Origin of the sequence: Richelia intracellularis HH01, assembly GCF_000350105.1 — a bacterium.
GTDB lineage: Bacteria > Cyanobacteriota > Cyanobacteriia > Cyanobacteriales > Nostocaceae > Richelia > Richelia intracellularis.
Genome location: NZ_CAIY01000031.1, coordinates 30,215 through 53,476, shown reverse-complemented (window position 1 = coordinate 53,476; position 23,262 = coordinate 30,215). Strand labels below are relative to the sequence as shown.

The 23,262-nt window shown below is 35.0% G+C and carries 18 protein-coding genes, 1 tRNA gene and 1 pseudogene; 12 read left to right on the top strand and 8 right to left on the bottom strand.

Going from position 1 to position 23,262, the window contains the following annotated elements; genetic code table 11:
* Positions 1 to 228: 228 nt before the first annotated feature.
* From RINTHH_RS10975 to RINTHH_RS03810, 7 genes are all read left to right on the top strand, one after another.
* Entirely contained in the window at positions 229 to 366 is a 138-nt protein-coding gene (locus tag RINTHH_RS10975; protein WP_008229410.1) for a hypothetical protein, read from the top strand.
* Between the two features lie 9 nt (positions 367 to 375).
* Positions 376 to 843, top strand: coding sequence for a type II 3-dehydroquinate dehydratase (gene aroQ, locus RINTHH_RS03835; RefSeq protein ID WP_044304565.1), 468 nt, complete (start codon positions 376 to 378; stop codon positions 841 to 843).
* Positions 844 to 1,009: 166 nt separating this feature from the next.
* Complete coding sequence (locus RINTHH_RS03830) at positions 1,010 to 1,933, top strand: hypothetical protein (protein WP_008233120.1); 924 nt, start codon at positions 1,010 to 1,012, stop codon at positions 1,931 to 1,933.
* A gap of 333 nt (positions 1,934 to 2,266) precedes the next feature.
* Complete coding sequence (locus RINTHH_RS03825) at positions 2,267 to 4,636, top strand: HD family phosphohydrolase (RefSeq protein WP_008233119.1); 2,370 nt, start codon at positions 2,267 to 2,269, stop codon at positions 4,634 to 4,636.
* An 886-nt stretch (positions 4,637 to 5,522) separates the two neighbouring features.
* A complete protein-coding gene (locus tag RINTHH_RS03820; protein ID WP_008233118.1) occupies positions 5,523 to 6,425 on the top strand; it encodes a class I SAM-dependent methyltransferase in 903 nt (300 codons plus the stop codon).
* A gap of 5 nt (positions 6,426 to 6,430) precedes the next feature.
* Positions 6,431 to 7,123, top strand: a complete 693-nt coding sequence (locus RINTHH_RS03815) for an HAD family hydrolase (protein ID WP_008233117.1) — start codon at positions 6,431 to 6,433, stop codon at positions 7,121 to 7,123.
* A 59-nt stretch (positions 7,124 to 7,182) separates the two neighbouring features.
* Positions 7,183 to 7,255: transfer RNA gene (locus tag RINTHH_RS03810), tRNA-Ala, on the top strand.
* A gap of 545 nt (positions 7,256 to 7,800) precedes the next feature.
* On the opposite strand, the gene RINTHH_RS03805 is transcribed toward RINTHH_RS03810, so the two are convergent.
* The gene (locus RINTHH_RS03805; RefSeq protein WP_044304564.1) at positions 7,801 to 8,661 is read right to left on the bottom strand and encodes a 3'(2'),5'-bisphosphate nucleotidase CysQ family protein; all 861 of its coding nucleotides are present in this window, start codon (positions 8,659 to 8,661) and stop codon (positions 7,801 to 7,803) included.
* Positions 8,662 to 8,700: 39 nt separating this feature from the next.
* Here RINTHH_RS03805 and dusA point away from each other — a divergent pair, with 39 nt between their 5' ends.
* From dusA to RINTHH_RS11175, 3 genes and pseudogenes are all read left to right on the top strand, one after another.
* A complete protein-coding gene (dusA, locus tag RINTHH_RS03800; RefSeq protein WP_044304563.1) occupies positions 8,701 to 9,729 on the top strand; it encodes a tRNA dihydrouridine(20/20a) synthase DusA in 1,029 nt (342 codons plus the stop codon).
* Positions 9,730 to 10,135: 406 nt separating this feature from the next.
* Positions 10,136 to 10,300: a DUF2256 domain-containing protein gene (locus RINTHH_RS10365; protein WP_081606222.1), complete on the top strand. Its 165-nt coding sequence runs from the start codon at positions 10,136 to 10,138 to the stop codon at positions 10,298 to 10,300.
* Positions 10,301 to 10,401: 101 nt separating this feature from the next.
* A pseudogene (locus RINTHH_RS11175) lies at positions 10,402 to 11,354 on the top strand (isoaspartyl peptidase/L-asparaginase).
* A gap of 85 nt (positions 11,355 to 11,439) precedes the next feature.
* Here RINTHH_RS11175 and glmU read toward each other — a convergent pair.
* Together glmU and RINTHH_RS03780 are read right to left on the bottom strand one after the other, a co-directional pair.
* Entirely contained in the window at positions 11,440 to 12,792 is a 1,353-nt protein-coding gene (gene glmU / locus RINTHH_RS03785) for a bifunctional UDP-N-acetylglucosamine diphosphorylase/glucosamine-1-phosphate N-acetyltransferase GlmU (RefSeq protein ID WP_008233112.1), read from the bottom strand.
* 1,384 nt (positions 12,793 to 14,176) lie between these two features.
* Complete coding sequence (locus RINTHH_RS03780; protein ID WP_008233111.1) at positions 14,177 to 15,058, bottom strand: tRNA (5-methylaminomethyl-2-thiouridine)(34)-methyltransferase MnmD; 882 nt, start codon at positions 15,056 to 15,058, stop codon at positions 14,177 to 14,179.
* A gap of 70 nt (positions 15,059 to 15,128) precedes the next feature.
* On the opposite strand from RINTHH_RS03780, the gene RINTHH_RS03775 reads away from it, so the two are divergent.
* Positions 15,129 to 15,944 carry a sulfurtransferase gene (locus tag RINTHH_RS03775; protein WP_044304570.1) on the top strand — a complete coding sequence of 272 codons (816 nt, stop codon included), beginning with the start codon at positions 15,129 to 15,131 and terminating at the stop codon, positions 15,942 to 15,944.
* 968 nt (positions 15,945 to 16,912) lie between these two features.
* On the opposite strand, the gene RINTHH_RS03770 is transcribed toward RINTHH_RS03775, so the two are convergent.
* The 5 genes from RINTHH_RS03770 to RINTHH_RS03750 all read right to left on the bottom strand — a co-directional run bounded on the left by RINTHH_RS03770 (position 16,913) and on the right by RINTHH_RS03750 (position 21,488).
* Entirely contained in the window at positions 16,913 to 17,086 is a 174-nt protein-coding gene (locus tag RINTHH_RS03770; RefSeq protein ID WP_008233108.1) for a hypothetical protein, read from the bottom strand.
* Between the two features lie 396 nt (positions 17,087 to 17,482).
* Complete coding sequence (locus RINTHH_RS03765; protein WP_008233107.1) at positions 17,483 to 18,154, bottom strand: pentapeptide repeat-containing protein; 672 nt, start codon at positions 18,152 to 18,154, stop codon at positions 17,483 to 17,485.
* Between the two features lie 5 nt (positions 18,155 to 18,159).
* A complete protein-coding gene (locus RINTHH_RS03760) occupies positions 18,160 to 18,801 on the bottom strand; it encodes a hypothetical protein (protein ID WP_008233106.1) in 642 nt (213 codons plus the stop codon).
* A 355-nt stretch (positions 18,802 to 19,156) separates the two neighbouring features.
* Positions 19,157 to 20,560, bottom strand: a complete 1,404-nt coding sequence (locus RINTHH_RS03755; RefSeq protein WP_008233104.1) for a glycosyltransferase — start codon at positions 20,558 to 20,560, stop codon at positions 19,157 to 19,159.
* Positions 20,514 to 21,488 carry a radical SAM protein gene (locus RINTHH_RS03750; RefSeq protein ID WP_044304568.1) on the bottom strand — a complete coding sequence of 325 codons (975 nt, stop codon included), beginning with the start codon at positions 21,486 to 21,488 and terminating at the stop codon, positions 20,514 to 20,516. The genes RINTHH_RS03755 and RINTHH_RS03750 overlap by 47 nt, the downstream gene beginning before the upstream one ends.
* A gap of 1,218 nt (positions 21,489 to 22,706) precedes the next feature.
* Here RINTHH_RS03750 and RINTHH_RS03745 point away from each other — a divergent pair.
* Entirely contained in the window at positions 22,707 to 23,213 is a 507-nt protein-coding gene (locus tag RINTHH_RS03745) for a DNA-processing protein DprA (protein ID WP_008227388.1), read from the top strand.
* The last annotated feature ends 49 nt before the right edge of the window (positions 23,214 to 23,262 follow it).

Sequence of the window (23,262 nt, the reverse complement as noted above, 5' to 3'; positions counted from 1 at the left end):
GATAAGGTCATTAGTATCTTAATGTATGACGGATGTGATATTGTAATAGGGTGAGGGAGAAAACAATACAAAAGTTAGTACGTATGCACCATATCATCTTCTGTATTTAAGTTATGATTGACCTTCAGTCATAATTAACAATGATGCAAAAATTAAGTTAACGTGCTACTTTCTCTAAAATGTGTGAAAACTATGAATTGAGGTAGTCTCTTAGGAGCGTTCAGTTTAATGGACTATATTGAAAAGGTACTAGAAAAATTAAGAGAATTAGCTGGAAAGCTAATTGAGTCCCTTTTAGGACCAGCAACTGAGCCGGAGCCGGAGTTAATTCCGATTCCCGTTGATAGTAGAATATTTAGGTGTTAAGCAATTAAAGTGTTTAATTCACAACCTTGCATCTCCAGTGTTTTGGTGGTACATGGACCTAACTTGAACCTGTTGGGTCTCAGGGAAACAGGGGTGTATGGCTTTGAAACCTTAGATAGTATTAATGATTCATTAAATAAAAGTGCTGCTAGAATGGGTGTTAAAATTGTCCCTATTCAATCAAATCATGAGGGCTTATTAGTAGATGCTATTCAAAATGCTCTAGGCCTACATCAGGGTATCTTGATTAATGCTGGAGCCTACACCCACACTAGCATAGCCCTAAGAGATGCAATTGTAGGGGTAAACTTGCCGGCTGTGGAAGTGCATTTGAGCAATATCTACAGTCGAGATGATTTCCGTAGCTTTTCGTACTTAGCCCCAGTTGTAATTGGTCAAATTAGTGGTTTTGGGAAGCAAAGTTATTTACTGGGGTTGCAGGCATTAGTACATTATTTACAAGAACCTAGTAAATAAAAATAGAGGTTTAGTAAGGTCTAGAGTGTATGATAAGTGTTAAACTATCCCCTACAGAAGTATAAACGTTTGATATTTTACAGACTTTCAGGGTGTACACAAATGCTCATAAGTAAAGTGTCTGCTTGTATTTGTAATTGTAGAGAAGTAATAATGAATTTATACTATGCGCCATGCCTTAGTTAGTCATTTTCGAGGTACTTTTGCGGGTGTATACCTAGGGGATTTGCTTGCCAATGGATATGGGTGTTCCTCAAATAGGAAATTTCCCCATTACCAATTATTACTTAAAGTAACTCAATTACTCATAGGGCAAGATCAATTCGACTTAAAACTTTGGCAGGAATCGCTTCAGGAAGAGTATCTCTGTTTGGATAATAGTTTGACTAGCTTATATCAAGTTATCCTAGGCACTTTGCCAATAGCTTTAACTTTCCATGATAATTTCATCAAATTACGCCGTAATGTGCTAGGTCTGCTAGAAGTATTAAGGGTAAAGATATTTTGGCGCGATGTGACCTTGGCATTTTCCTACATAGTTGCTCAAGCTGTCAGAGAAAATATTTGCCCTGAAACTGTTATAAGAGAAACTATATATTTCATTGATGACATCTCTAATAATCTATCGCAACAATTATTAAAACTTGATTTTCTTTTAAAGCAAGGGGCAGGATTAAACAGAATAAAAATAGAGCTGGATAAATTGGAACAATCAGATGCCATGATAGTAATGGTGTTTTATAGTTGCTTGGTTGCCCCAGAAGACTTTAGATTAGCAGTTTTACACTCCCTACAAACAGGAAATTCACCCCTCATAGTTACCCTTGTTAGTGCATTATCTGGAACTGCAAATGGCGTGTTAGGTATACCTACAACTTGGCGTGCTTCTTTACTATCCTCTACTTTTTCACGGCTACAACATAGTCAATACTTGCAAATGCTAACATTAGCAGATGGATTACTAGAACAATGGTCAGGGTTATATAAATTAAACTCATATCAAACCGAACTAATCTCAGACGGATTTATATTATTAAATGAAAATGCATTTAGCTCCCAGGTTGTTGCAGATCCTAATATTATCCGTTGAATCCTATATTAATAATTAATATGGAATTGAATTAATGCATCTTATGATAATAAGAAACACTTGTATTATTTCGATTTTTCTGTGTTGCAACCGCAGAATTTGAAGATCATATTATGATTGAACTATTGAATAAACGAATATGCAAATGTAATTCAAAATAGATATTAATATTTAATTGTACTACTAGTTTATTAGCCCCTGGTTATAATCTGTCAATGCAAAATGGCAACTTGAAATGACATATGTCAATGTTTACAGGACTTATGGAGGAAAATTAGTCATGATTAGGCTAGCAAGCTACACCAATCTGTATCTGGTTGCACAGTAACATCAGTGAAAACTAAGATTCCCATTATTAATTTGAATTTGGACTCAATCAGGTTGCACTATCATGTAATTTCTGTAATGTCTGTAGTTTGTCTTACAGGGGCAATGGGTCATAAGTTCTACAATCAGCCCAAGTTAAAAGTTGGAACTATTGCGCCACAGACTATTACTATACCCAGAACAGGTTTGATAGAAGATGAAGAGCAGACTAATGAAAAAAGACTGGCTGCAAGTCAGAATTTTCTTCCTGCATTGATGGTTGATGTCTCTGCAAATAAAAAGATCAGTCAACACTTACAAAAACTTTTAAGTCAGCTCAATGATTTTTATAGTTTAGCTAGTCCTCTCCCCTTCGTTAATATTTCTATTCTTTCTTCTGCTTCTCAAGCCTACTTACGTTCATGTGATGAGGAAAATTGGGAAATACTACGAATAGTACTAAAACAGAAACCAGGAAAAATTGTAGGGAAACACTCATATCTTCGTGAATTACCGGCCAAACTAAAAAATAATACTACTAATAATTCTCAGAAATTCAATCAAGCCTTTGCAGAAATAAAATCATATAGCCTGAATAAATCTGCCAGAAACTTATCATTACTACTATCAGAAATCTCTACTGCTCGTCAACGTTATGCTCTGGCTCAGGCCCAGATTTCCAAAATTGCCATAAAAAAACAACAACCCATCTTTTATGAAAAGAACTTTTTAGAAATAGCTAGTGATGATTGGAAAAAAACACAAGTAGCAATTAGGCAAATTAAAGAACGTATATTAGCTCAGGGTATTCCTCCAGGATTACCAGAAAAAATGTTACTAGACGTAATAAGACTAAATGTCCAGGCTTCTGTACCCAAAGAAGGGCAAAAAATAGCCGTAATTATCTTACAAGAAATACTACAACCAAATCTTTGTAAGGATGAAATTAAAACCAAAATACAAGCCCAACAGGCTGCTGCGGAAGTTGAGCCTGTTATTATAACTGTCAAAAAAGGGGATGTGATTGTTTATAAGGGACAAACTATTACCCAATGGCAATTCACAGTTCTAGAACATTATCGTCTCAGCCGTAGAGAAATTCATTGGCAAGGTTTAGGGTACTTAACATGTACTGTTATAGTCGGTGTTTGTATATTTATCCTTGTACAACGACAAGTCAAGCGGAAGTTAAGACAAAGAGATTGCCTACTATTTTTGCTTCTCACCCTTAGTATCCCTTTAGCACTAACATTTGATATTACACATGCTAGTTGGAGTGGTGTGGGTTTATTACTAGGTAGTTTTTATGGATCAACCTTAGGAATTACAGTTATGGGACTACTCTTACTAATATTACCTATTGGTTCAGAAGTAAGTTGGATTGCTTTGATTTCTGGCACAGCAGGGGGTACCTTGGGTAGTCTAGTATCAAAGCGATTGCACTCGCGTGAGGAACTAGCACTATTAGGAATTGCGATTGCTATTACCCAAGGTGGAGTTTATTTAATTATTCAGCTGCTGACCGGAAGTATGATTTTAAGTCCAAATTTCTATATGATATTACGTGAGGCATTGTTATTTGGTCTATCTGGTTTAGTCTGGAGTGTTGTGGCTTTAGGTTTAAGCCCTTATTTGGAAAAAATCTTCGACTTAGTTACACCCATTCGGTTGGCAGAGTTAGCCAACCCCAACCGCTCCTTATTACAGCAATTAGCAACAAAAACCCCCGGGACATTTCAACACACTCTATTTGTAGCAACCCTAGCCGAGGCAGCCGCAAAAAAATTGAAGTGTAATGTGGAGTTGGTTAGAGCTGGTACCTTATATCATGATGTTGGAAAAATGCATGATCCAGAAGCCTTTATTGAAAATCAGATAGGAAGACCAAATAAACATGATACGCAAATAAAAGATCCTTGGAAAAGTGCGGAAATTATTAAACAACATGTAAATAAGGGTTTAGCAATGGCCCGTAAACATAGTTTACCCACGGCAATTCAATCGTTTATTCCCGAACATCAAGGAACAATGCAAATTGCTTACTTTTACTATCAAGCTCAAGAAATTACCAAGGGGGATTCAAAGCGCACAGTACATGAAAATGACTTCCGTTATGATGGACCCATACCACAATCTAGGGAAACGGGTATCGTAATGCTAGCAGATTCATGTGAAGCAGCCTTGCGATCACTCAAGGATGCAACACCAGAGAAAGCTTTGGTGATGGTAAATAACATTCTTCTTGCTAGATGGAAAGATAAACAATTGGTAGATTCCGGACTAACCAGAGAAGAAATTGCGGAAATTGCCAATATTTTTGTAAAAGTTTGGCAGCAATTCCATCATAAAAGAATTGCCTATCCAAAACTCAAAGCTAGCATTCCCAGAAGTAAATAAGAGAATTTTTGATTTTTGACTTGGTATCAGTATCATTACATATTAGTATTTACTCCATTTATTTATTTGTTAATATGATTTTGAATGAACCTGAAAAAACATTATTTAAATTCCTCGATTCCTATTTTTCCAGGTAATTATTATTGAAGGTAGCATACTGCTTTATGACTCTTAGTTGTAGACTTATTGTTAGAAATGTAAGTATTATCTCCTCTATTTTTGGGATTCAAAACAATTTACAATATATTTCATTAAGGATTTAATTATTTATACTTACTCTATCTGCATCTCCATAACTGTGTATGATTTGAACTTTAACTTATACCAAAATATTCTTATATTTTGCATGCTACTATTTATAGGTCACTAATTAATAGTTTGACTCTTATTTAAATTGATTACAATTCCTTCATAAAATATCAAAAATAGTATATAGTTCAATACTATTTAATTGATTTCTGCTCTCAATATATCCCTGTTATAATAGACATTACATTTGCAGAATAAATTATTACCTATTTATCCATTTGGAAACCTTTATTAATATAACTTAAATTAGGTTAATTTTAAATCCAAATATATACGTTTTATTTATTCCTAATTCAATTACTAGATGATATCTAGAATTGTTCTTGTTTAATTACTCTCTATTACGATCTAACAAATCTTAGAAAAAGGTGCACCTCATAGTAACAAGTTTAAAACTATTATTAGAGTTACATCTAGAAATAAGTATAAGGTATGAATCTGAAAATTTGCAAGGAGTATGCTGTGCTGACAATAGATTAGGATGCATTTGATTCAAGATCGATAATTTTAATTGCAACAGCAAACTTTTATTAAATAACTTAAAATCCTGAAGGAAAATATTACTGGGAGAAATTCTATGCTCTTACAACAAAATACTATTTGGCAGACATTACTATCGCAAGTAATGAGTTTATTTATAGATCAGGAAGCATTAGAAAATTATGCAAAAAGTGTAGATTGGGAACAGGAAAGTTATTGCTTTCACCGGAATGATGTAATCATTCCGGAATACTACAGCAGTCAGAACCTTTATGGTATCAATCAAGAACATCTTCATTACAGTTCTGCTATTAGCTATGACACAATTGCACAATATATATTACTACCGAATGAAACCTTGATAAGACAAGCCTTAATTGATACTGTCAGGATAAGAAAACCTAGAAGAATTTTAGATTTAGGATGTGGTACTGGTTCTAATACTTTGATGCTTAAACAAACTTTCCCGAATGCAGAAGTAATCGGCTTGGACCTCTCACCATACATGTTAGTAAGGGCCTCCCATAAATCAAATAGTTCTGGTTTAGATATAAATTGGCAATATGGGAATGCCGAAAATACAATTTTTACTGATAGTTACTTTGATTTAATTACAATTTCCTTCTTATTTCATGAGATCCCATTATTAACGTCCCAGGCAATTATAAATGAAACTTTCAGACTATTAGTTAATGGGGGAGAGATTGTAATATTAGATGGAAATCAGAGAAATCTTCACCAATTAGAATGGCTGACTGATATGTTTGAAGAACCCTATATAAAACAATATGGCTCCGGATGTATGGAGACATGGATGGGTACAACTGGATTTGCAAAGGTAAAAACTCATAGTATATGGTGGGTATACCAGTTAACAAGTGGCATAAAACCAATGATTGCAAAAGATGACAAACTGTTAACATATAAGCATCATTATATTTCCACTTATACAGATTCAACAACAAATGATACTTTACAGGGATTTCCATCGCCAGCTTAATGAAAATGACTTTAAAGGCAGTTGTATTTGATTTTAATGGGGTAATTATTAATGATGAGGCTATTCATCAAAGACTTATAGAAGAGATTTTGCTGTCAGAAAATCTTTTTATTAAGAAGGGAGAATATCAGAAAGTATGTATAGGACGTAGCAGTCGCACTTGTTTATATGACTTGTTAAGTAATCATGGACGTGTTATTAACGAAGATACTTTAACTAAAATATTACTCAAAAAAGCCCAAAATTACATTTTAGAACTGGAAAAGTTAGATGGACTGCCCTTGTATCGGGGCTTAAATGATTTTATATTTCAAATTTACAATAGCAATGTGTGTCTAGGGATAGTTAGTGATGCAACCAGAAAAGAAATAGAATTTGTACTCGAACGTAGTCAGTTGAAACAATTCTTTTCAGTCATGATATCTAGCGAAGATACTACCAGCATTAAGCCAGAAACAGATGGGTACAAATTGGTAGTTCAGAGGCTAAATCAAAGATATCCCCAAATAAATTTACAACCAAAGGAATGTCTTGCCATAGAAAATACTCCTCAGGGTATAAGAGCTGCAAGAAGGGTGGGAATGCAAGTAGTTGGAATTGCAAATACTTACCCTTTTCATATGTTACAAAGACAGGCAAACTGGACAGTTGATTATTTTACTGACTTAGAGTGGGAGCGTATACAAGAATTTTTTTAGAAATTATTCCTGTAAGTAACTTCGAGACGATGTTAAAATCATATTGGAGTTTATACCCTGGGGAATTAGCTCATTTGGTAGAGTGCTGCGATCGCACCGCAGAGGTGAGGGGTTCAAATCCCCTATTCTCCATCTATCGATTAAATTGATACAGTTTCCCTTTTATGATTTTTTTAATTGCTAAAATTAGCATTAAAAGTTAGGATGGTAGACTCAAAGCCTTATTTAATTCTTAATGTAAATGGTATAGATGATAGCAGAATGGATGTTTTATTTCCTAAATAATTAGGGTATCGGGTTTAAAATGAGATTAGGAATGGTTTATAAATTTAAAGCAAATCAAGTTTAAGATCAATTCAGATAAAAATTATATAGTCTATATATCTAATACAAATTTTGTTTAAAAATTTATATGCTAATAGGGGCTTTTAGGAGTTTTAACTGATCTAGGTTATAGTTAACAACTTGTAACATCTAGAAAAACTTAAATTTTCTAGTAAAAAGCGGAGATATACTTGCCACATTGATATAGCAAATTTCAAGGGTCTTTTTATAGAAATCTTAGCGGTTTAGTTGACAATATGGATTAGGGCAAGAAATGATTTAAAGGAATAATAGTAATACACTTTGATTTTGAGTTTTTCTTAGCTATGCTTGCAAGCATATATCATCTAACACTATTCCAAATCTTGATACGTTTCTAATATAGCTTCTACTTTTCGAGATAGTAATTCGTGTAATTGCCCATTACTAGCTAATAAACCACCCCACTGATCAATATACCCAGTATTGTATTGAAATTCATCCCCAGAAAAATGGGTAAATTTGCCACCAGCTTCTGTCAAAATTAATTCTGGAGCGGCCATATCCCAATCTTTAGGAGCAGATTTACCACATGGAGAAATATAAATATCTGCTCCCTGTTCTACAATTGTTGCCACTTTAAAACCTACACTACCTAGAGATTTATGATTTTTACATGGTAAATTTTGCAGCAAATATTCTAGTTTTGGATTGCGATGGGAGCGACTAAAAACCAAAGTCACTTCTTCTAGGCTTTTTCGTGTTGATACTTTGATAGGTTGAGATTTGCCATCAGGAGTTTTAACAAAAGTCCCATTTCCTTTAACAGCATAATAGAGCTTCTGTAATTCTGGAATAACTACAACTGCTAGTATAGGGCGTTTTTTTCTTACCAGAGCTATCTGGATAGCATATTCTCCTGTTTTCTTAATAAAATCCCTTGTTCCATCTATAGGGTCAATAATCCATACGAATTCAGAAGTGAGTTTTTCTCTATTTCCTCTCTTATAAGTTTCTTCGCTTATATAACCAAAATTTAGGTTATTCAATTCAGCTTGTAATCTTTTTAGAATATAGTGATTAACAGCCAAATCAGCAGCCGTTACGGGTTCATTATATTTGTAATGTACATTTAAATTTTGGTTACTACCAGTCTTGCAGTAAGAACGCAGGAGATCTGCTGCACCCCAACCAATTGAGCAGGTAGTCGCTAATATTTCTTCTAAGTCCAACATTTTCTCAGAGGATTTTATAAACTTGCGTAAGAGTCAGATATGTCAATTATTTTAACTAAAAACAGATCGATAAGTGGCAGATGTAAACTTAGTATGGCACCAATGATGGATCGTACTGACCGTCATTTTCGTTACTTTATACGCCAAATCACTAAGCATACCCTATTGTATACGGAGATGCTAACAAGTGCAGCAATACTAAATGGAGATCGTAAAAATCTATTAGGTTTCTTCCCAGAAGAGAAACCTCTTTCTCTTCAATTAGGTGGTAGTAATCCTCAGCATTTAGCCGAGTGTGCCCATATTGCTGAAGATATGGGCTATGATGAAATAAACTTAAATGTTGGGTGTCCTAGCAGTCGGGTATACGATGGGGGTTTTGGTGTATCTTTAATGATGCATCCAGAAAGAGTGGCCAAGTGTATAGAAGAAATGATGTTGGCTACTAAGCTACCTGTTACTGTAAAACACCGCATTGGTGTTGATAATTATGACAGCTATGAGGACATGGTCAATTTTGTCCGTATTGTTGCTGAAGCAGGATGTGAGGTTTTTGTAGTTCATGCCCGGAAGGCCTGGTTACAAGGGTTAAGCCCCAAAGAAAATCGTGATATTCCCCCTCTGCGCTATTCGGAAGTGCATCATCTCAAGCAAGATTTTCCCCACGTGTTTATTGAAATTAATGGTGGACTAACTGATTTAGAACAGGTACAAGAACAATTACAATTTGTTGATGGTGTGATGATAGGGCGAGCAGCTTATGATAACCCTTATTTATTTGCGAATAGTGATAAACTCATTCATGGTAATAATGACACACCTCCTTCAAAGTATCAGGTGGTAGAGTCTATGTATCCGTATGTTGACTATTGGGTTTCACAAGGCTTGAAGTTAAATAGAATTACTAGACATATGCTAAATTTGTTTTCCGGACAACCTGGAAGTAGGGTTTGGAAACAAGTATTGATGGAAAACTCGCATTATGAGGGCGCAAACACCGAAATTCTGCGTACAGCTTTGGAGAAAGTAAAAGGCCTTGAGGAAATAACATCTAGAAAACAGGTCTGAGAAGAGATAGTGGAGAACTTTTTAGAATATTTAGCTTTATTACCTCTTGCTTATTAAGTAGAATTAACGCTTGTTTTGATAGAAATAGGAAAAGGTCATAAGTGTAAGAAATAAAAAGCAAACTTTTTGGGTTGCACAAATTACATATTAAAACATATCAAATAACTTTGGATAGCATTTAAAAGTGTTAATGCACTGCTGCATTAATCATTATAATTCAGTTCATTAGACATTAGAATGGAAAACAGGTTTCGGTTTTGAGACTAGACGTATGTATCATTCTGATAAGTATAAATAATTTAGTCAATGGAGTGTATAGTCTGATCTTAATTCTTTAGTTAAGTAGGTTATGATATCAACAGTTCCCTTACAATAATATTTTCCATTAAAACAATTCATCACAATTATGGGAAATAAATGCTCAAAATCAGACTTACCAAAGAAGATTTGTCCTGTGTGTAAACTTTATTTTACCTGGCGAAAAAAATGGCGTAATTGCTGGGATGAAGTTAAGTACTGCTCAGAACGTTGTCGTCGCTCTAAATTTAGTAACAAAACAAACATTACATGATATTCTTATGTAGAATATACTCTTGAAATAATAAATATAAGATTTATATTATCCTCTGTATGTCTATGTAACTTCTGCGCGGATTGGGGATATGGTTTCCTATGAACACTCGAATACAGCCGAAACTTGTTATCCATGGTGGGGCAGGTAGTTCTCTTCAGAGCAAGGGAGGTATTGCTATAGTTCGTCAGTTACTGCATGAAATTGTAGGGGAGGTTTACACTATGCTCTTGGCAGGGAGCCCTGCTAAGTCAGCAGTAGTCCGCGGTTGTCAACTATTGGAGGATGAGCCCTGTTTTAATGCGGGCAATGGTTCTGTTCTTCAATCAGATGGACAAATACGAATGAGTGCTTCTTTAATGGATGGGTGGCATCAACGTTTCAGTGGAATAATTAATGTTTCCAGGGTAAAAAATCCTATTGATTTAGCTCTCTTTTTACAGGATACTTCTGACAGAGTGCTGTCAGACTATGGTGCAGCCGAATTGGTCCGGGATTTACAAATTCCTATTTGCGATGTAATGACGGATATTCGTTTGCAAGAATGGATACAAGAACGCCAGGGTAAATTTAAAAAAACATGGCGGGAGTCATTGCTGAATCGGAGATACTAGAAACTAGTGCTCCTGGTCAGGGGACTATTGGTGTAGTAGCATTAGATACCTATGGTAAAATTGCTGCAGGTACTTCTACTGGTGGTAAAGGTTTTGAACGTATTGGCAGGGTAAGTGACTCTGCGATGCCGGCAGGTAATTATGCTACGTGTGATGCAGGTGCTAGTTGTACTGGGGTTGGAGAAGATATTATTGATGAGTGTCTAGCACCCAGGATTGTTATTCGTGTGGGTGATGGAATGTCTTTGAGAATAGCTATGGAAAAATCTTTAACAGAAGCTGGGGAAAATAAACGAGATCTAGGAGTGATTGCATTAAGTAGTGAAGGATCGATAGCTTGGGGAAAGACTAGTAATGTATTACTAGCTGCTTTTCATAACGGTAATAACATCGGTGATACCCTAGAACTGAAATCAGGTATACAAATAGACTGCATTTAGGAGATATAGGGAATAAAGTAGAGTAGGAATACCTTTACCATTGATGCATTTGCTTGGTACATCTTCCCAGACACGTTTCCCTATGTCACTCCTTCTTCATTCGCCATCCAGGTTTAACTATCTGGCGTGCGCGTGCAATGACTAAAGAATCATTAGGCACATCTCCCGTAACCGTGGAACCTGCTGCAACATAAACATCGTCACCGAGTCTAACAGGTGCAACCAAAACACTATTAGAACCAGTTTTTATACGATTACCAATTATAGTTTTGTGCTTGTTCACGCCATCATAATTAGCTGTAATTGTTCCTGCACCTATATTTATTTGATCTCCTGCTACTGTATCACCAAGGTAAGACAAATGAGCAACATTACTGTAATTACCCAGTTGAGTATTTTTCAACTCTACAAAGTTGCCAACACGGCAATTCTCTCCCACATTCACACAGCCCCGTAAATGTGCGTAAGGTCCAATTCGAGTGCAATCAGATACTGAGCTATCTGTAATTACTGAGTATTGTACAGTTACATTTTTACCAATCTGGCTATTTTCAATCAAACTTCCTGGACCAATCCGACAACCACTTTCAATGAGAGTATTTCCACGCAGATGAGTTTGGGGCTCAATAACTGAACCTATATGTAATTCCACTGTTTCATCAATAGTAATACTGCTTGGATCAATGAGGGTAACACCAGCCATCATCCATTTTTCCCTGATACGGTTTTGCAAGACTTTATAAGCACTAGCCAACTGTATCCTGTTATTCACACCCAAAATCTCCTGATAGTCCTCTATATCTACTGACATTGACGGGACAACCTGGGTAACAGCATCTGTTATATAATACTCATCTTGTGCATGATTTAACTGTAAATCGGGTAGTATTTTTGCTAATTTTCGCCAATGGAAACAGTAAACTCCTGCATTGACAAGACTATTTTGTCTTTGAATTGCATTACAGTCCCTATCTTCTACTATTTGTTCCACCAAATTATTGCTACCACAAAAAACCCGACCGTAGCCCTTGGGATTATTAAGTCGTGCAGTCAGAATAGTTGCTGCATTATGATTTTGTTGGTGAGTTTTAAGCAGTTTTAGTATAGAGTTAGAACTTATTAATGGTACATCTCCATTCAGGACCAAAACATCTCCCTGATAGTTTTGTAGATATGGTAATAACTGTTTAATAGCATGACCAGTACCTAATTGCTCAGTTTGTTCTACAAACTCTAATTCTGGACGAAATTGCATCGCAGACCGAATCGTTTGAGCCTGATGCCCCACAATTACCATATAACGTGAGGGTGATAGTGGTTTCAAACTGTCAATAACGTGTTCCAAGAGGGACTTTCCACCTAAAGAGTGTAAGACTTTAGGTATTTCTGAATTCATTCTTGTCCCACATCCGGCTGCGAGAATTGCTGCGACTACCATAATGAGCTGTTAATTGTAGATTAACTATAATAAGTGATCTGGCAATATATATTTAGGCTCATATAATAACAGTTAATCATTCATCTCCAACAAAATTATTAATCTCAGTTGATTTTGAAGTTCCTTTTACCAAGAAAAACTAACTTTAAGTCATATAAAGCTAAAAACGTTTTAAACAGATTAACTAAGCTCAGAGAATAACCCCACTTGTTGTAAATGCAGAAACTGATCAGAAATCATCAACTCAATTTCAACCATTTCCCTTTTCTTTTAGGTGAATTTATGTAAATTACTTTTTTCTTATTAAAAGTAGAAGCTTTATGTCCCTAAACTTAAATGAGTAATCAAATACCAATCTCCATTCTGAGAATTTAGTTTTAAGATATTCCTTATTATTGGATTGAGTTAGCATTCTTTATCTCACCGGAAAACTTATATTTGTAACAATCTATACATCAAAATACAGGATAACAGTAATTTAAAGTATTGGTGTCAGATACAAGGATACTTTAATCATAAATATTACTAGTAATAAACAGAATACACATCAAAATAATAGTGATTAATAGGAATTTAACCTTAAATGCTTACTATATATTTAGGAGCTTCATTACTATCAATATAAACATGCTATTATTAGCTTATATACTCTCAGGAAAAATGAACAAAATATTTCTTATTACTTCACTCTATTAAAAAGCTTGATTAAAAATCATATACTTGTATATTCTAGCTCTATACTTATCTATAAAATATTTTGCAGTCTATGCAATTAATAATTATTAGATTTTCCTGCATCAAGTAGAAATCTTTATAAATCAAAATTATGGTAATACTTAAGGTATTCTGAAAACAGAAGGACTCATAAAATATTACTTATTTATACTGATATTCTACTACATAAGAAACAATAGAATAGATAAAACTATCCTCTCTAATGAAATATTTTAAAATTAAATTAAGGATATTTTTATGAAGTTTACATTTTCATAGACATTAGTAATCACTATTTCAAAGCTTATAATCTTACATATTCATTCACTATCTTTATAGCCTCGCTTAATATTCTAAAAGTTCTAATAATTAATATAGTTAATTAATTACTTTAATAAATAATTTGCTAGCAAATTATTTATTATCCCTGGTAAATTCTCACCTCTTAGATAAAATATTTTGATCTCCAAAGTATGCTAAATAAATTATTAGCACTACACATAATATGTAACTATGATGTATTTCATACAGGTGTTTTCTATAGTTTAACCTCATTGAGATCGCTGTACTCTGATATACATTAACTATAAATCTAACTATTCTAGATATAGAGAAAATCCTAGTTGTATCTAAAATAATATGGTTTTAGATATAAATTACCATTCCGTCGTCAACTCTTGAATTGTGACCATCGTTTTCGCCAATGAGATGTGGGCTCTAGAGATAAGTATTTTTGTTCTTGAATTCGTCGCTTAATAATTGAATCTGCAGAATCATTTAATTGAGGATCGCGGTAAGGAACAGCTGCATTAGTAAGTAAATGTTCTTGTTCTTGTTGGGAAAGCGGCAAGTAAGCGTTTGACTTTAATGTCCACCCACCAATAGTACCAGGAGCAAGTCTACCCACAGGATGAGTAGAAGCAATTGATAAACCAGCAGTAATAAAAGCAGTACGTATGGCCGCAGCACAAGAATAAGTTGCCAATAACCCATTAAAATGCAGACACTGAGTTACATGTCTAATAAATTCAACAGTCCATAATTGGGGACACTTAGGTAGAGAGAAGGGATCAAGAAAAATAGCATCTGCGCAAAAGCCAGATTTACTTAGAGATTGAATTAAATTTCTTGCATCACCCATGAGTAATTTGGCTGTCAGGTGATCACTATTGATGTGTTGAGTAAAAGCAAGTTGTCTCAATACATCTGTGTATTTAGTACTCCAGTTAGCAGATAAACCCCATTCTACTGCGCTTTGCGGTACGCAGAGATTGATTTCTAAACCAATTAATTCTACATGACAATCAGGATTTATAGTCCAAATAGTTTCTAAAGCTGCAGCAGTGTTATATCCTAGACCATAGCAAATATCTAATATTCTTAGACTTTGTTGTTTTGCCTTAATTGCTAATTGTGTAGGAATGACAAATTTACCAAAACTTTCCTGGCGTGCACCATGACGGCTATGAAAATACTCACTAAACTCTGCTGAGAAGAATGTAAAAGAACTATCTGCTGTCATCTGGGGAATAAAACTTACCGCATTTTTCATCGTTTTAGTGTCAGTGTTTTTTATTGATCCTAATTATCAATTAAGTTTAATGAATAAGAAACTATGGCTTATGAATAATCATTTGGTAGTCAGTTGTGATTGGTTGAAGAAGAATTTGGCAGATCCACAAATTGTGATCGCAGATTGTCGCTTTTCTCTAGGAAAAGGAAATCTAGGGCGGCATAAATACCAACATGGACATATTCAGGGCTCTTATTATCTAGATTTAAATCATGATCTTTCAAGTCCTGTAAGGCAACATGGAGGTAGGCACCCATTACCAAAACCTGAATTGTTCTCTCAAAAACTATCGGCTATTGGAATAGAACGTCAAAAAACTTTGGTTGTAGCTTATGATGACTCCTTTCAGCCTTTTGCATCCCGTTTGTGGTGGTTACTAAAATACATGGGGCATGAACAAGTTAGAGTACTAGATGGTGGTTTTAATGCATGGCTAACAGCAGGATATGATTTAACAGATACAATACCTAACCTGTGTGAGGGCAATTTTATCCCTAATATTCAACCACAAATGGTTGCAGAGCGAGAATCAGTTGAGCAGTGTAAAGACCTGCCAGGAGTGGTTTTAGTAGATTCTAGAACGGTAGAACGTTATAAAGGTATTCAGGAACCAATTGATAAGGTTGCTGGTCATATTCCTGGTGCAGTGAATTTTCCTTGGCAACAAGCCATAGATTGCCAAGGTTATTTCTTTTCTTCCCTAGAGCAACGACAACGTTGGTTAGAAATTGAGAAAATAAAGGATATCATAGTTTACTGCGGCTCCGGAGTAACTGCTTGTGTTAACCTATTATCCCTGGAGTTAGCTGGGATACAAAATGCCAAATTATACACAGGTGGTTGGAGTGATTGGATTAGTTACTAAAATACACAAGAAATTATTATTTTGCAGATATAAAATTTTTTGCAGAAAAGGAATCTTATCTTATTAATTTAGCTTTAAGTGATGTAAGTTCTAACGCTTCAAATTATTGTAACCAAACAGAATTATATTCCTCCATTTTAATTCGGATATCATCAATCAATGCCATTGATGAAATAGTCCTATCTTAGAAATCAAGTTTGAAATTTAAATCATCCACTTTTGTATACAAGTTGATATATCGTTATGCTAACTTTTGACTATCAAATATAATTATTGAGTTAAGTATTTGTTAGTAGCAATAATTCTTGGAGATTACTATCACTAATTGTTATTTATCCTCGTGAATGGGAAATGATTTATTCATTAATCTCTTTACTGTACAAATTCCTTGATTTATTGCACCCATATTCCTAATATGGCGGATATCATTGGTAATAATAAGCATAATTAATACTTTCATAATTCACAACCTAATCATATAGAATACTTTGAATATTTAATATAAATACTGTTTGATAGTTATAATTTTCGACGAAGTCTCAGTGAGAATAATTATTATATTCTTATCTTTAATTATAGATAGTAAAATGTTGTAATTGGAAACTAGAATATCTATTCTCAATTATGCTCATTCTGACAATTGTACCCATAGCTATGCTTGATGACCGAAGTAAAATTAAGATGTAGTGAGAAAAAGACAATGCTTAGAAGTACCTGAAGCTTGAATTCCATACCTAAATAATAACTACCCTTGCAATAGACTATAATTACCATAAGTGCAATGGAAATCATCTTGATTTGAAAGTTTTTCTATTTGTCGTAATTCCAATTAGGACCCACAATTTTAGATTGTTATAGAGATAAAATGCTTCTATGCTATCAATATTAATTGCAGCAGTAAGTTGAATCAAGTTAAAATGAATGCTGTATAGCAGGGTGAAAAAGTACTATGGTTATAGTACTTCAATTCAAATATTGTCTGTAAGATTAAATAATTGATACGCCTCGCCAAAAGTGGGTTGTTGCAAATAAGGTTTCATCCGATAGTGCTTAATATCAAATGCATAGTCCAGAATATGAACTTCCACATCTAAAAGATTAGCATTAATTTTTATACCAATCCAAAACTTAGAAGTCTCCAAACCAGAATTAATTTAACAGTAATATACTTCAAGTAGAAGGATTTAGATGGTTAGGTGTTTATAACATTAACTTAACCTAAAGAGATATTATAGACGTTGAAAAAATACCTCTGCAACTTGATGGGAAAACATTAAAATATTTGGTATTCAGGTAATTGTTAGGGGCAATTCTTGAAAAAAGATAGTCTGGAATAGATTTAAAGTAGAGTAATAAGGCTATAGATAAAAGAGGTAAGCAGGCATTTAGCATATTAACATGTCAGAGACATTATTACCGGGAAAAATACAAAAATCAAGAAGAAAAAATAAGATATGTAGGAAAGTCAAAACTGGATTCGACTAATTAGATAGACTAAATACATATACAAATACATAACTATACATCAGAAATACTTATCATTCAGGCATAATTGCCCCTTGAAGGTTAGCACCACTCAAATTAGCACCACTTAGATTTGCCATACTTAAATTAGCACTGCTCAAATTAGCACCACTTAGATTTGCCATACTTAAATTAGTCCATCTCAAGTCAGCTTTACTTAAATCAGTTTCCTTTAAATTGGCTTTTAGAAGGAATGCACCACCACAATGTGCCTGAGTCAAATTAGCCTGGTATAAGTTTGTTTTGTAGAGATAAGCACCTATTAATTCTGCACCATATAAATTTACCCTGCTTAGATCAGCTGTAATCAAATTAGCAGCCATAAGATTTGCAAAACAGAGGTTGCTGCGGTGAAGTTTGGCTGAACCAAGATCTGCATGTCTTAAGTTTGCATTTTTTAAATCAGTACCAATTAGATTGGCATCACAAATAATAGCGTGGTTAAGATCTATATTACTCAGGTCAGCACCAATAAAATTGGCACCACTGAGATTTGTTTGACTCAGGTTAGCACCACTCAAATTGGAAACACTAAAATTAGCAGCACTTAAATCCACTTTTATTAAGTGAAATTGAGAAAGATTTGCACCACTGAAATCAGGCTTAATTTCAGGGTTTTGACTTTTCCAATTTATCCAAGAAACTTCACCAGCTTTGAGTACAGCTAGATGCTTCTTATTTGCCATAAACTTTACTCCTGACGATTACTATGGGAGGGTGTTCTACCAGCTGTATTAACGATTGCAGTTAATGCACTATCTGCACCAGCAAGAATATTCTGTTCTCGACCACCCAAGTAAAGTCTGCCAAAACTCCCTACTGCTTGTACTTGTAAAATGTTAATAGCTGCAGCTTTTTCTGCTTCATTTGCAGCAAGTGCAGCATATGCAGCAGGTTCAACTTCTAAGACATATAAGGTTTGCCCTGCTAATAGCATTTGTCCTTGTCGTGTGCGATTAATTAACTGGGTTTGATAAGGATCAATATTGCGGATAATTTGACTAGAAATTACACGGGGTTTTAGACATTCATTTTTCCCTAATCCTATGTGTGCCAAAATTGCTTGTCCTGCGGATATAGTTTCTCCTTGGGAGCTAGAATGAATTTCCAACAAACCATATAATCGCTCTACTACCTGTACACCAGGATGTACAGAAGCAGCTTTAAGTGCTACATCTGTAATCCGATTAATTTCCACCCCGGGAGAAACTTCAATCCATAGGGATGTATCTCCTGGCAGTGGTAAGAAACCTTGGGCTACTGTTCCCATGTATGCTGCATGTTGAGGTTGTAGACTATCAAGAAATACAAAGCTGCGTAGTTCTATGCCCAAGATTATGCTCTCTAGTAACTATCAGTTGCAATATAAGATTTTAACCTTATATTGGATTTGATTGAAGGGCTCAGGTAGATAATACAGGGAAATTATTACAAATAATATTTTTTATTACGCAGCTTGCTTTCAAAAGTAATTAAGTCAGTGTTCTACACTTAAAACGACATGAATATATACTTAGGTAGTTATGATTGTTGTGTGGGTATTCAACAAATTTATTTAAGTTATAGAACCCCAGCTCGTCTATTGCTACGACTGGGGTTGATTCTTTGAGATAAGTTAAGTGACCTTTGTTATAATCCTGACAAGATATTTGGGAATTCATTGTCAAGATTAGAATGAATAGCATTCGCTAACCTTGGTGAATAGTCTTCACCCATTTTAAGCTCTTTGGTCTAACTGACATTCTGACAGTAGTTGCACTTACTACTACAAACCAGTGAAGCATATATAGGGTTCCCTGCAGAGTTTGTAACAAAATTCTCAGGTAATCAGAAGCGCGAAAACTTTTGTCTTGATATATGCGCCTTAAACCATGAAACATACCATTTAAGGACATAATTACAGTCAAACTACTGATGGGAATAAATAAAGGCAAACGGTGTTTGATAATCGCCATAATTAAATCAGGTACTGCTGCCATGGGGAAAATATACATAGTAATAGCAAACATTAATAAATCCCAGGTCTTCCTAACTCCCATGCGGTTGCGGAGAATTAAATCCCAGTAGTCTAAATAGCGTTGGTATCCTCCCTCAGCCCAACGACTACGTTGATGCCAAAGAGAGATAAGCTGAGTCACCCCTTCTTCAAATACTGCTGGGAATAAGATAAAGTTAATATCCCAACGACTTAAGTGCAACCGTAAAGTTAAGTCCAAATCATCAGTAATTGTACCTTCATTCCAGCCACCACAGCTTAATAAGGCCTGGCGACGGACAAATTGACCATTACCTCGTAATTCCCCAATTCCACCAATAGCAGCACGTTGTTGCTGCATATAAGCATCTAGTGCCATTTCTGCCATTTGTCCTCTAGTCCAAAAATTCGTGTTAACATTGGCAATAGCTTTGCGGACTTGTACTGCACCGACTTTTTCTCGTCCGAATATGGGTATAACTTGTTGCAATATATCCGATCTAACTTGGGCATCTGCATCAAATACTGCTAAAATTTCTCCTTTTGTTAGTGGTAAAATCTGGTTCAACGCCCCTGACTTGCCCCCGCCAGCATCTGGGGAACGTCGAAAGACTTTCAAGTTGGCATATTGTTCTGCTAGTGTCGCTAGTAATTGGGGGGTGCGATCACTACTGTTGTCATCTACAATCCACACTTCATACTTACCAGATGGGTAATCTAAGTTGCATAAATTATAAGTAATATTGCTAATAACAGCTTCCTCATTTTTGGCTGCTACCATTAAGGAAACTTGGGGAAAACCACCCTGAATTTGAGATGTATTTTCCCTAGGTTTAGTAAAGACCGTCACCAAGGCATGAAGGCTTAGAATAGTAGTGAGCCCCAATACAAACAAAGAGCCCCAAGAGATTAAATTCAGAGCAACAGTACCACTCCAGACTAGTGTTAAAACCAGAGCAGCCTTGCACCTGCGACTTTGAAATCTCGATGGTAGAGATAGATCATTCATTTCCACCTCTGCTTGCAAATCCTCTGCTATGGAAATATCAGATAGCAGAGAATTGAGCGGATCAAGCTCGTTGTAAGAATCGTTTTCGGGCCAGGAATTCGCTGGCATAGGTTACTTGATTTAACCACCAATATTTGTCCACACCCATAAAGAAACTGGGAATCAGGTAACACCAAACTGTGCAACCTTTGCAAACATCCAGCTTACCTTGGGATTGGCGGTACTCTTCGACCTTTTCTGACTCCCGATATAACTCGTGGAGTTTCCCATTAATTGGAATCCCAGTTTGAGCAAAATGGTAACAAGGCAACAACAGTTCGTCATTGGGAGATATGGCAACGACTGCATCCACTGCTTTACAGCGGGGATTGGTCGTTTGATTGCCCCCAGCTTCAATAAATGCTAGTGCAGCCTTATTGTAACCGACATTATTATATTTCTTAGCAACTGCTTTAATTGCAGCTATCATCTCAGGAGTAGGATTCTTCTTTGAGTTATAATTTTCATGCGCTGTAAAAGCTGGATTTAACCAAATCCTCACACCTAATTTTTTGCCTAAATCTCCCACTTCTGATAGATGTTCATAATTCTGAGCTGTAACCGTGTGATTTAATACTGGATACTCTTTCAAAGACTTAGCAATTTGTACTGATTCTAACAAAGTATCAAAGATTTTTACACCTCTAGATTGATCATGTGTTTCCGCATCTGCACCATCTAAGGAAAAATTCAAAAAGTCAACCGAACCCTGAATTTCTTTTGCTTTTCTTGGGTAAAGAATAGTGTTGGTTGTCATACTAGTATAAAAACCCTGGTGTTTAGCCTCAGCATATATTTGCCCAACATCATCTCTTAGTAAGGGTTCACCACCGGTAAAATCAATGTATTTGACTCCTAAAATTCGTAAATCTTGAAGATTATGCTTAATAGTTTTAAATTCAGCCTCTTTTCCCGGTTTTAATGCCCATATGTTACAAAAGTGACAGCGAGCATTGCAGCGATATGTTAAATAGTAATTTGCAATTAGTGGAGCCATAATATTAACTAATCCACCCAAGTATTTTCTTAAAATATCTTTCAACTTAGTTAACAAAGAGTCAATCAATTTTGCCTTTCAAGCCTCATAATTTGGGAAATAATTTGACTTTATACTTTAGCTTTAACTTCTAAAATTACAATTAGTCAAAAACTTTTATAAGCAATTTTTCTTATCATACTTTCTCAATAAATGTGAGCAAACTGAAACTTTATGAAATAAAAGTTTTATCGATTTAAAGCATTAATTTCTAGGTCAAACAAGATGGAAAATACTGAAAAATAAAAGCAGAGATTATTTTTTGAGGCATTGTTATCAATGAAACAGAGCAGTGACATAAAAGTGTACATTTGCCATATGGAATATAGGGTATTCATATTTTGCATTTATCTGTAATATTTACTCCATAGGCGTTTAATCTGAATTCAACCATCATCGAGAGTTTCATAGACTCGGTATAGTTTATAACAATACTTTTATAATGATAAAATCATATATTAATATGTTCATGCTAATCTAGTAGCTATGTTGAGAATATCAATAGTATTCTTGTATTTTGTAGTATTGCAATACACCAGTTTTATTTGATGCTGCCATCAAAATAACCACCATAGATAAGTAAGTTAAAGAATATAAATTAGACCCTGAGTTATTATGTAATGATTTTAGTAGGGCAGTAGATTATCAAATCTAAGTTTAATGATTAATAGAAAATTACCCTCTCCCCAATTTATTCTTAGTCATTCGTAAGAGTTAACAAGTCCCTTTTTAACAGTAGATTTAGGAACTTTAAGAACAGTAGAATTTGTGGATTATAGTTTGGTCAATTTAGGTTGTGTAAACCAGTAAAAGTAAACTATTTTCATCATCGTTATGTCTAAACATTTTGATGTTGAACGATTAACCAAATTTTTGGGTTTCATCCCAGTAGTAACTTTGTCATAAATCACAGCCATTTAAATTCAAATTATATTGATAATACCAGAAATAAGGTATTAAATACTACCTTATTATTTTCTATGTAGTCGCTATTCTTGCTAATTAACTAACAAGTGACTGCGTATGTATTTCATGTTTGTGTAAGAATTAACTCTTGATCAACAGGCTATTTTTTAGTTGGGTAAAGAAGAGAAGAAATTTTTATTTATACATAACTATCTTTTTAGCTGCCCTGATTCTGCTAGAATGTCTTGGTTGTTCATATGATTTCAACTATCTTTGAGTCAATCACTAGATCTCATCAACAATATTGATACCCTAGAGCAAGAACTGGCAACAATTCAGCACACAGGTTCCAAGAGAATCGCTATGCTGGGGTCACGTCATGTTCCTATAACTCACCAAAACCTAATTGAGATGATGACCTACGCCTTAGTGCTGTTAGGAAATCGCATCATCACTTCAGGTGCTATTGGTACTAATTCTGCTGCTATTAAAGGGGCAATGCGCGGCGACCCAAATATGCTGACCGTGATTTTACCTCAAAGCTTAAGATGCCAGCCTAATGAATCTCGTCAGCAACTTGAACAGGTTATGCACTTGGTGGAAAATCCCGGCAATGATAATCTGGCACTAGCAGAAGCAAGTTACATATGTAACAAGGAGATCATATCTCGTTGCCAACAATTAATTTGTTTTGCCTTTCATGACAGCCGCACACTGCTGCAAACCTGCCAGAATGCAGAAGATCAGAGGAAAGTAGTTACTCTGTTCTATTTTGACTAGCTCTTATCAAATACTAAACTGGGAATATCACTAATGATGCCGTTCAAAA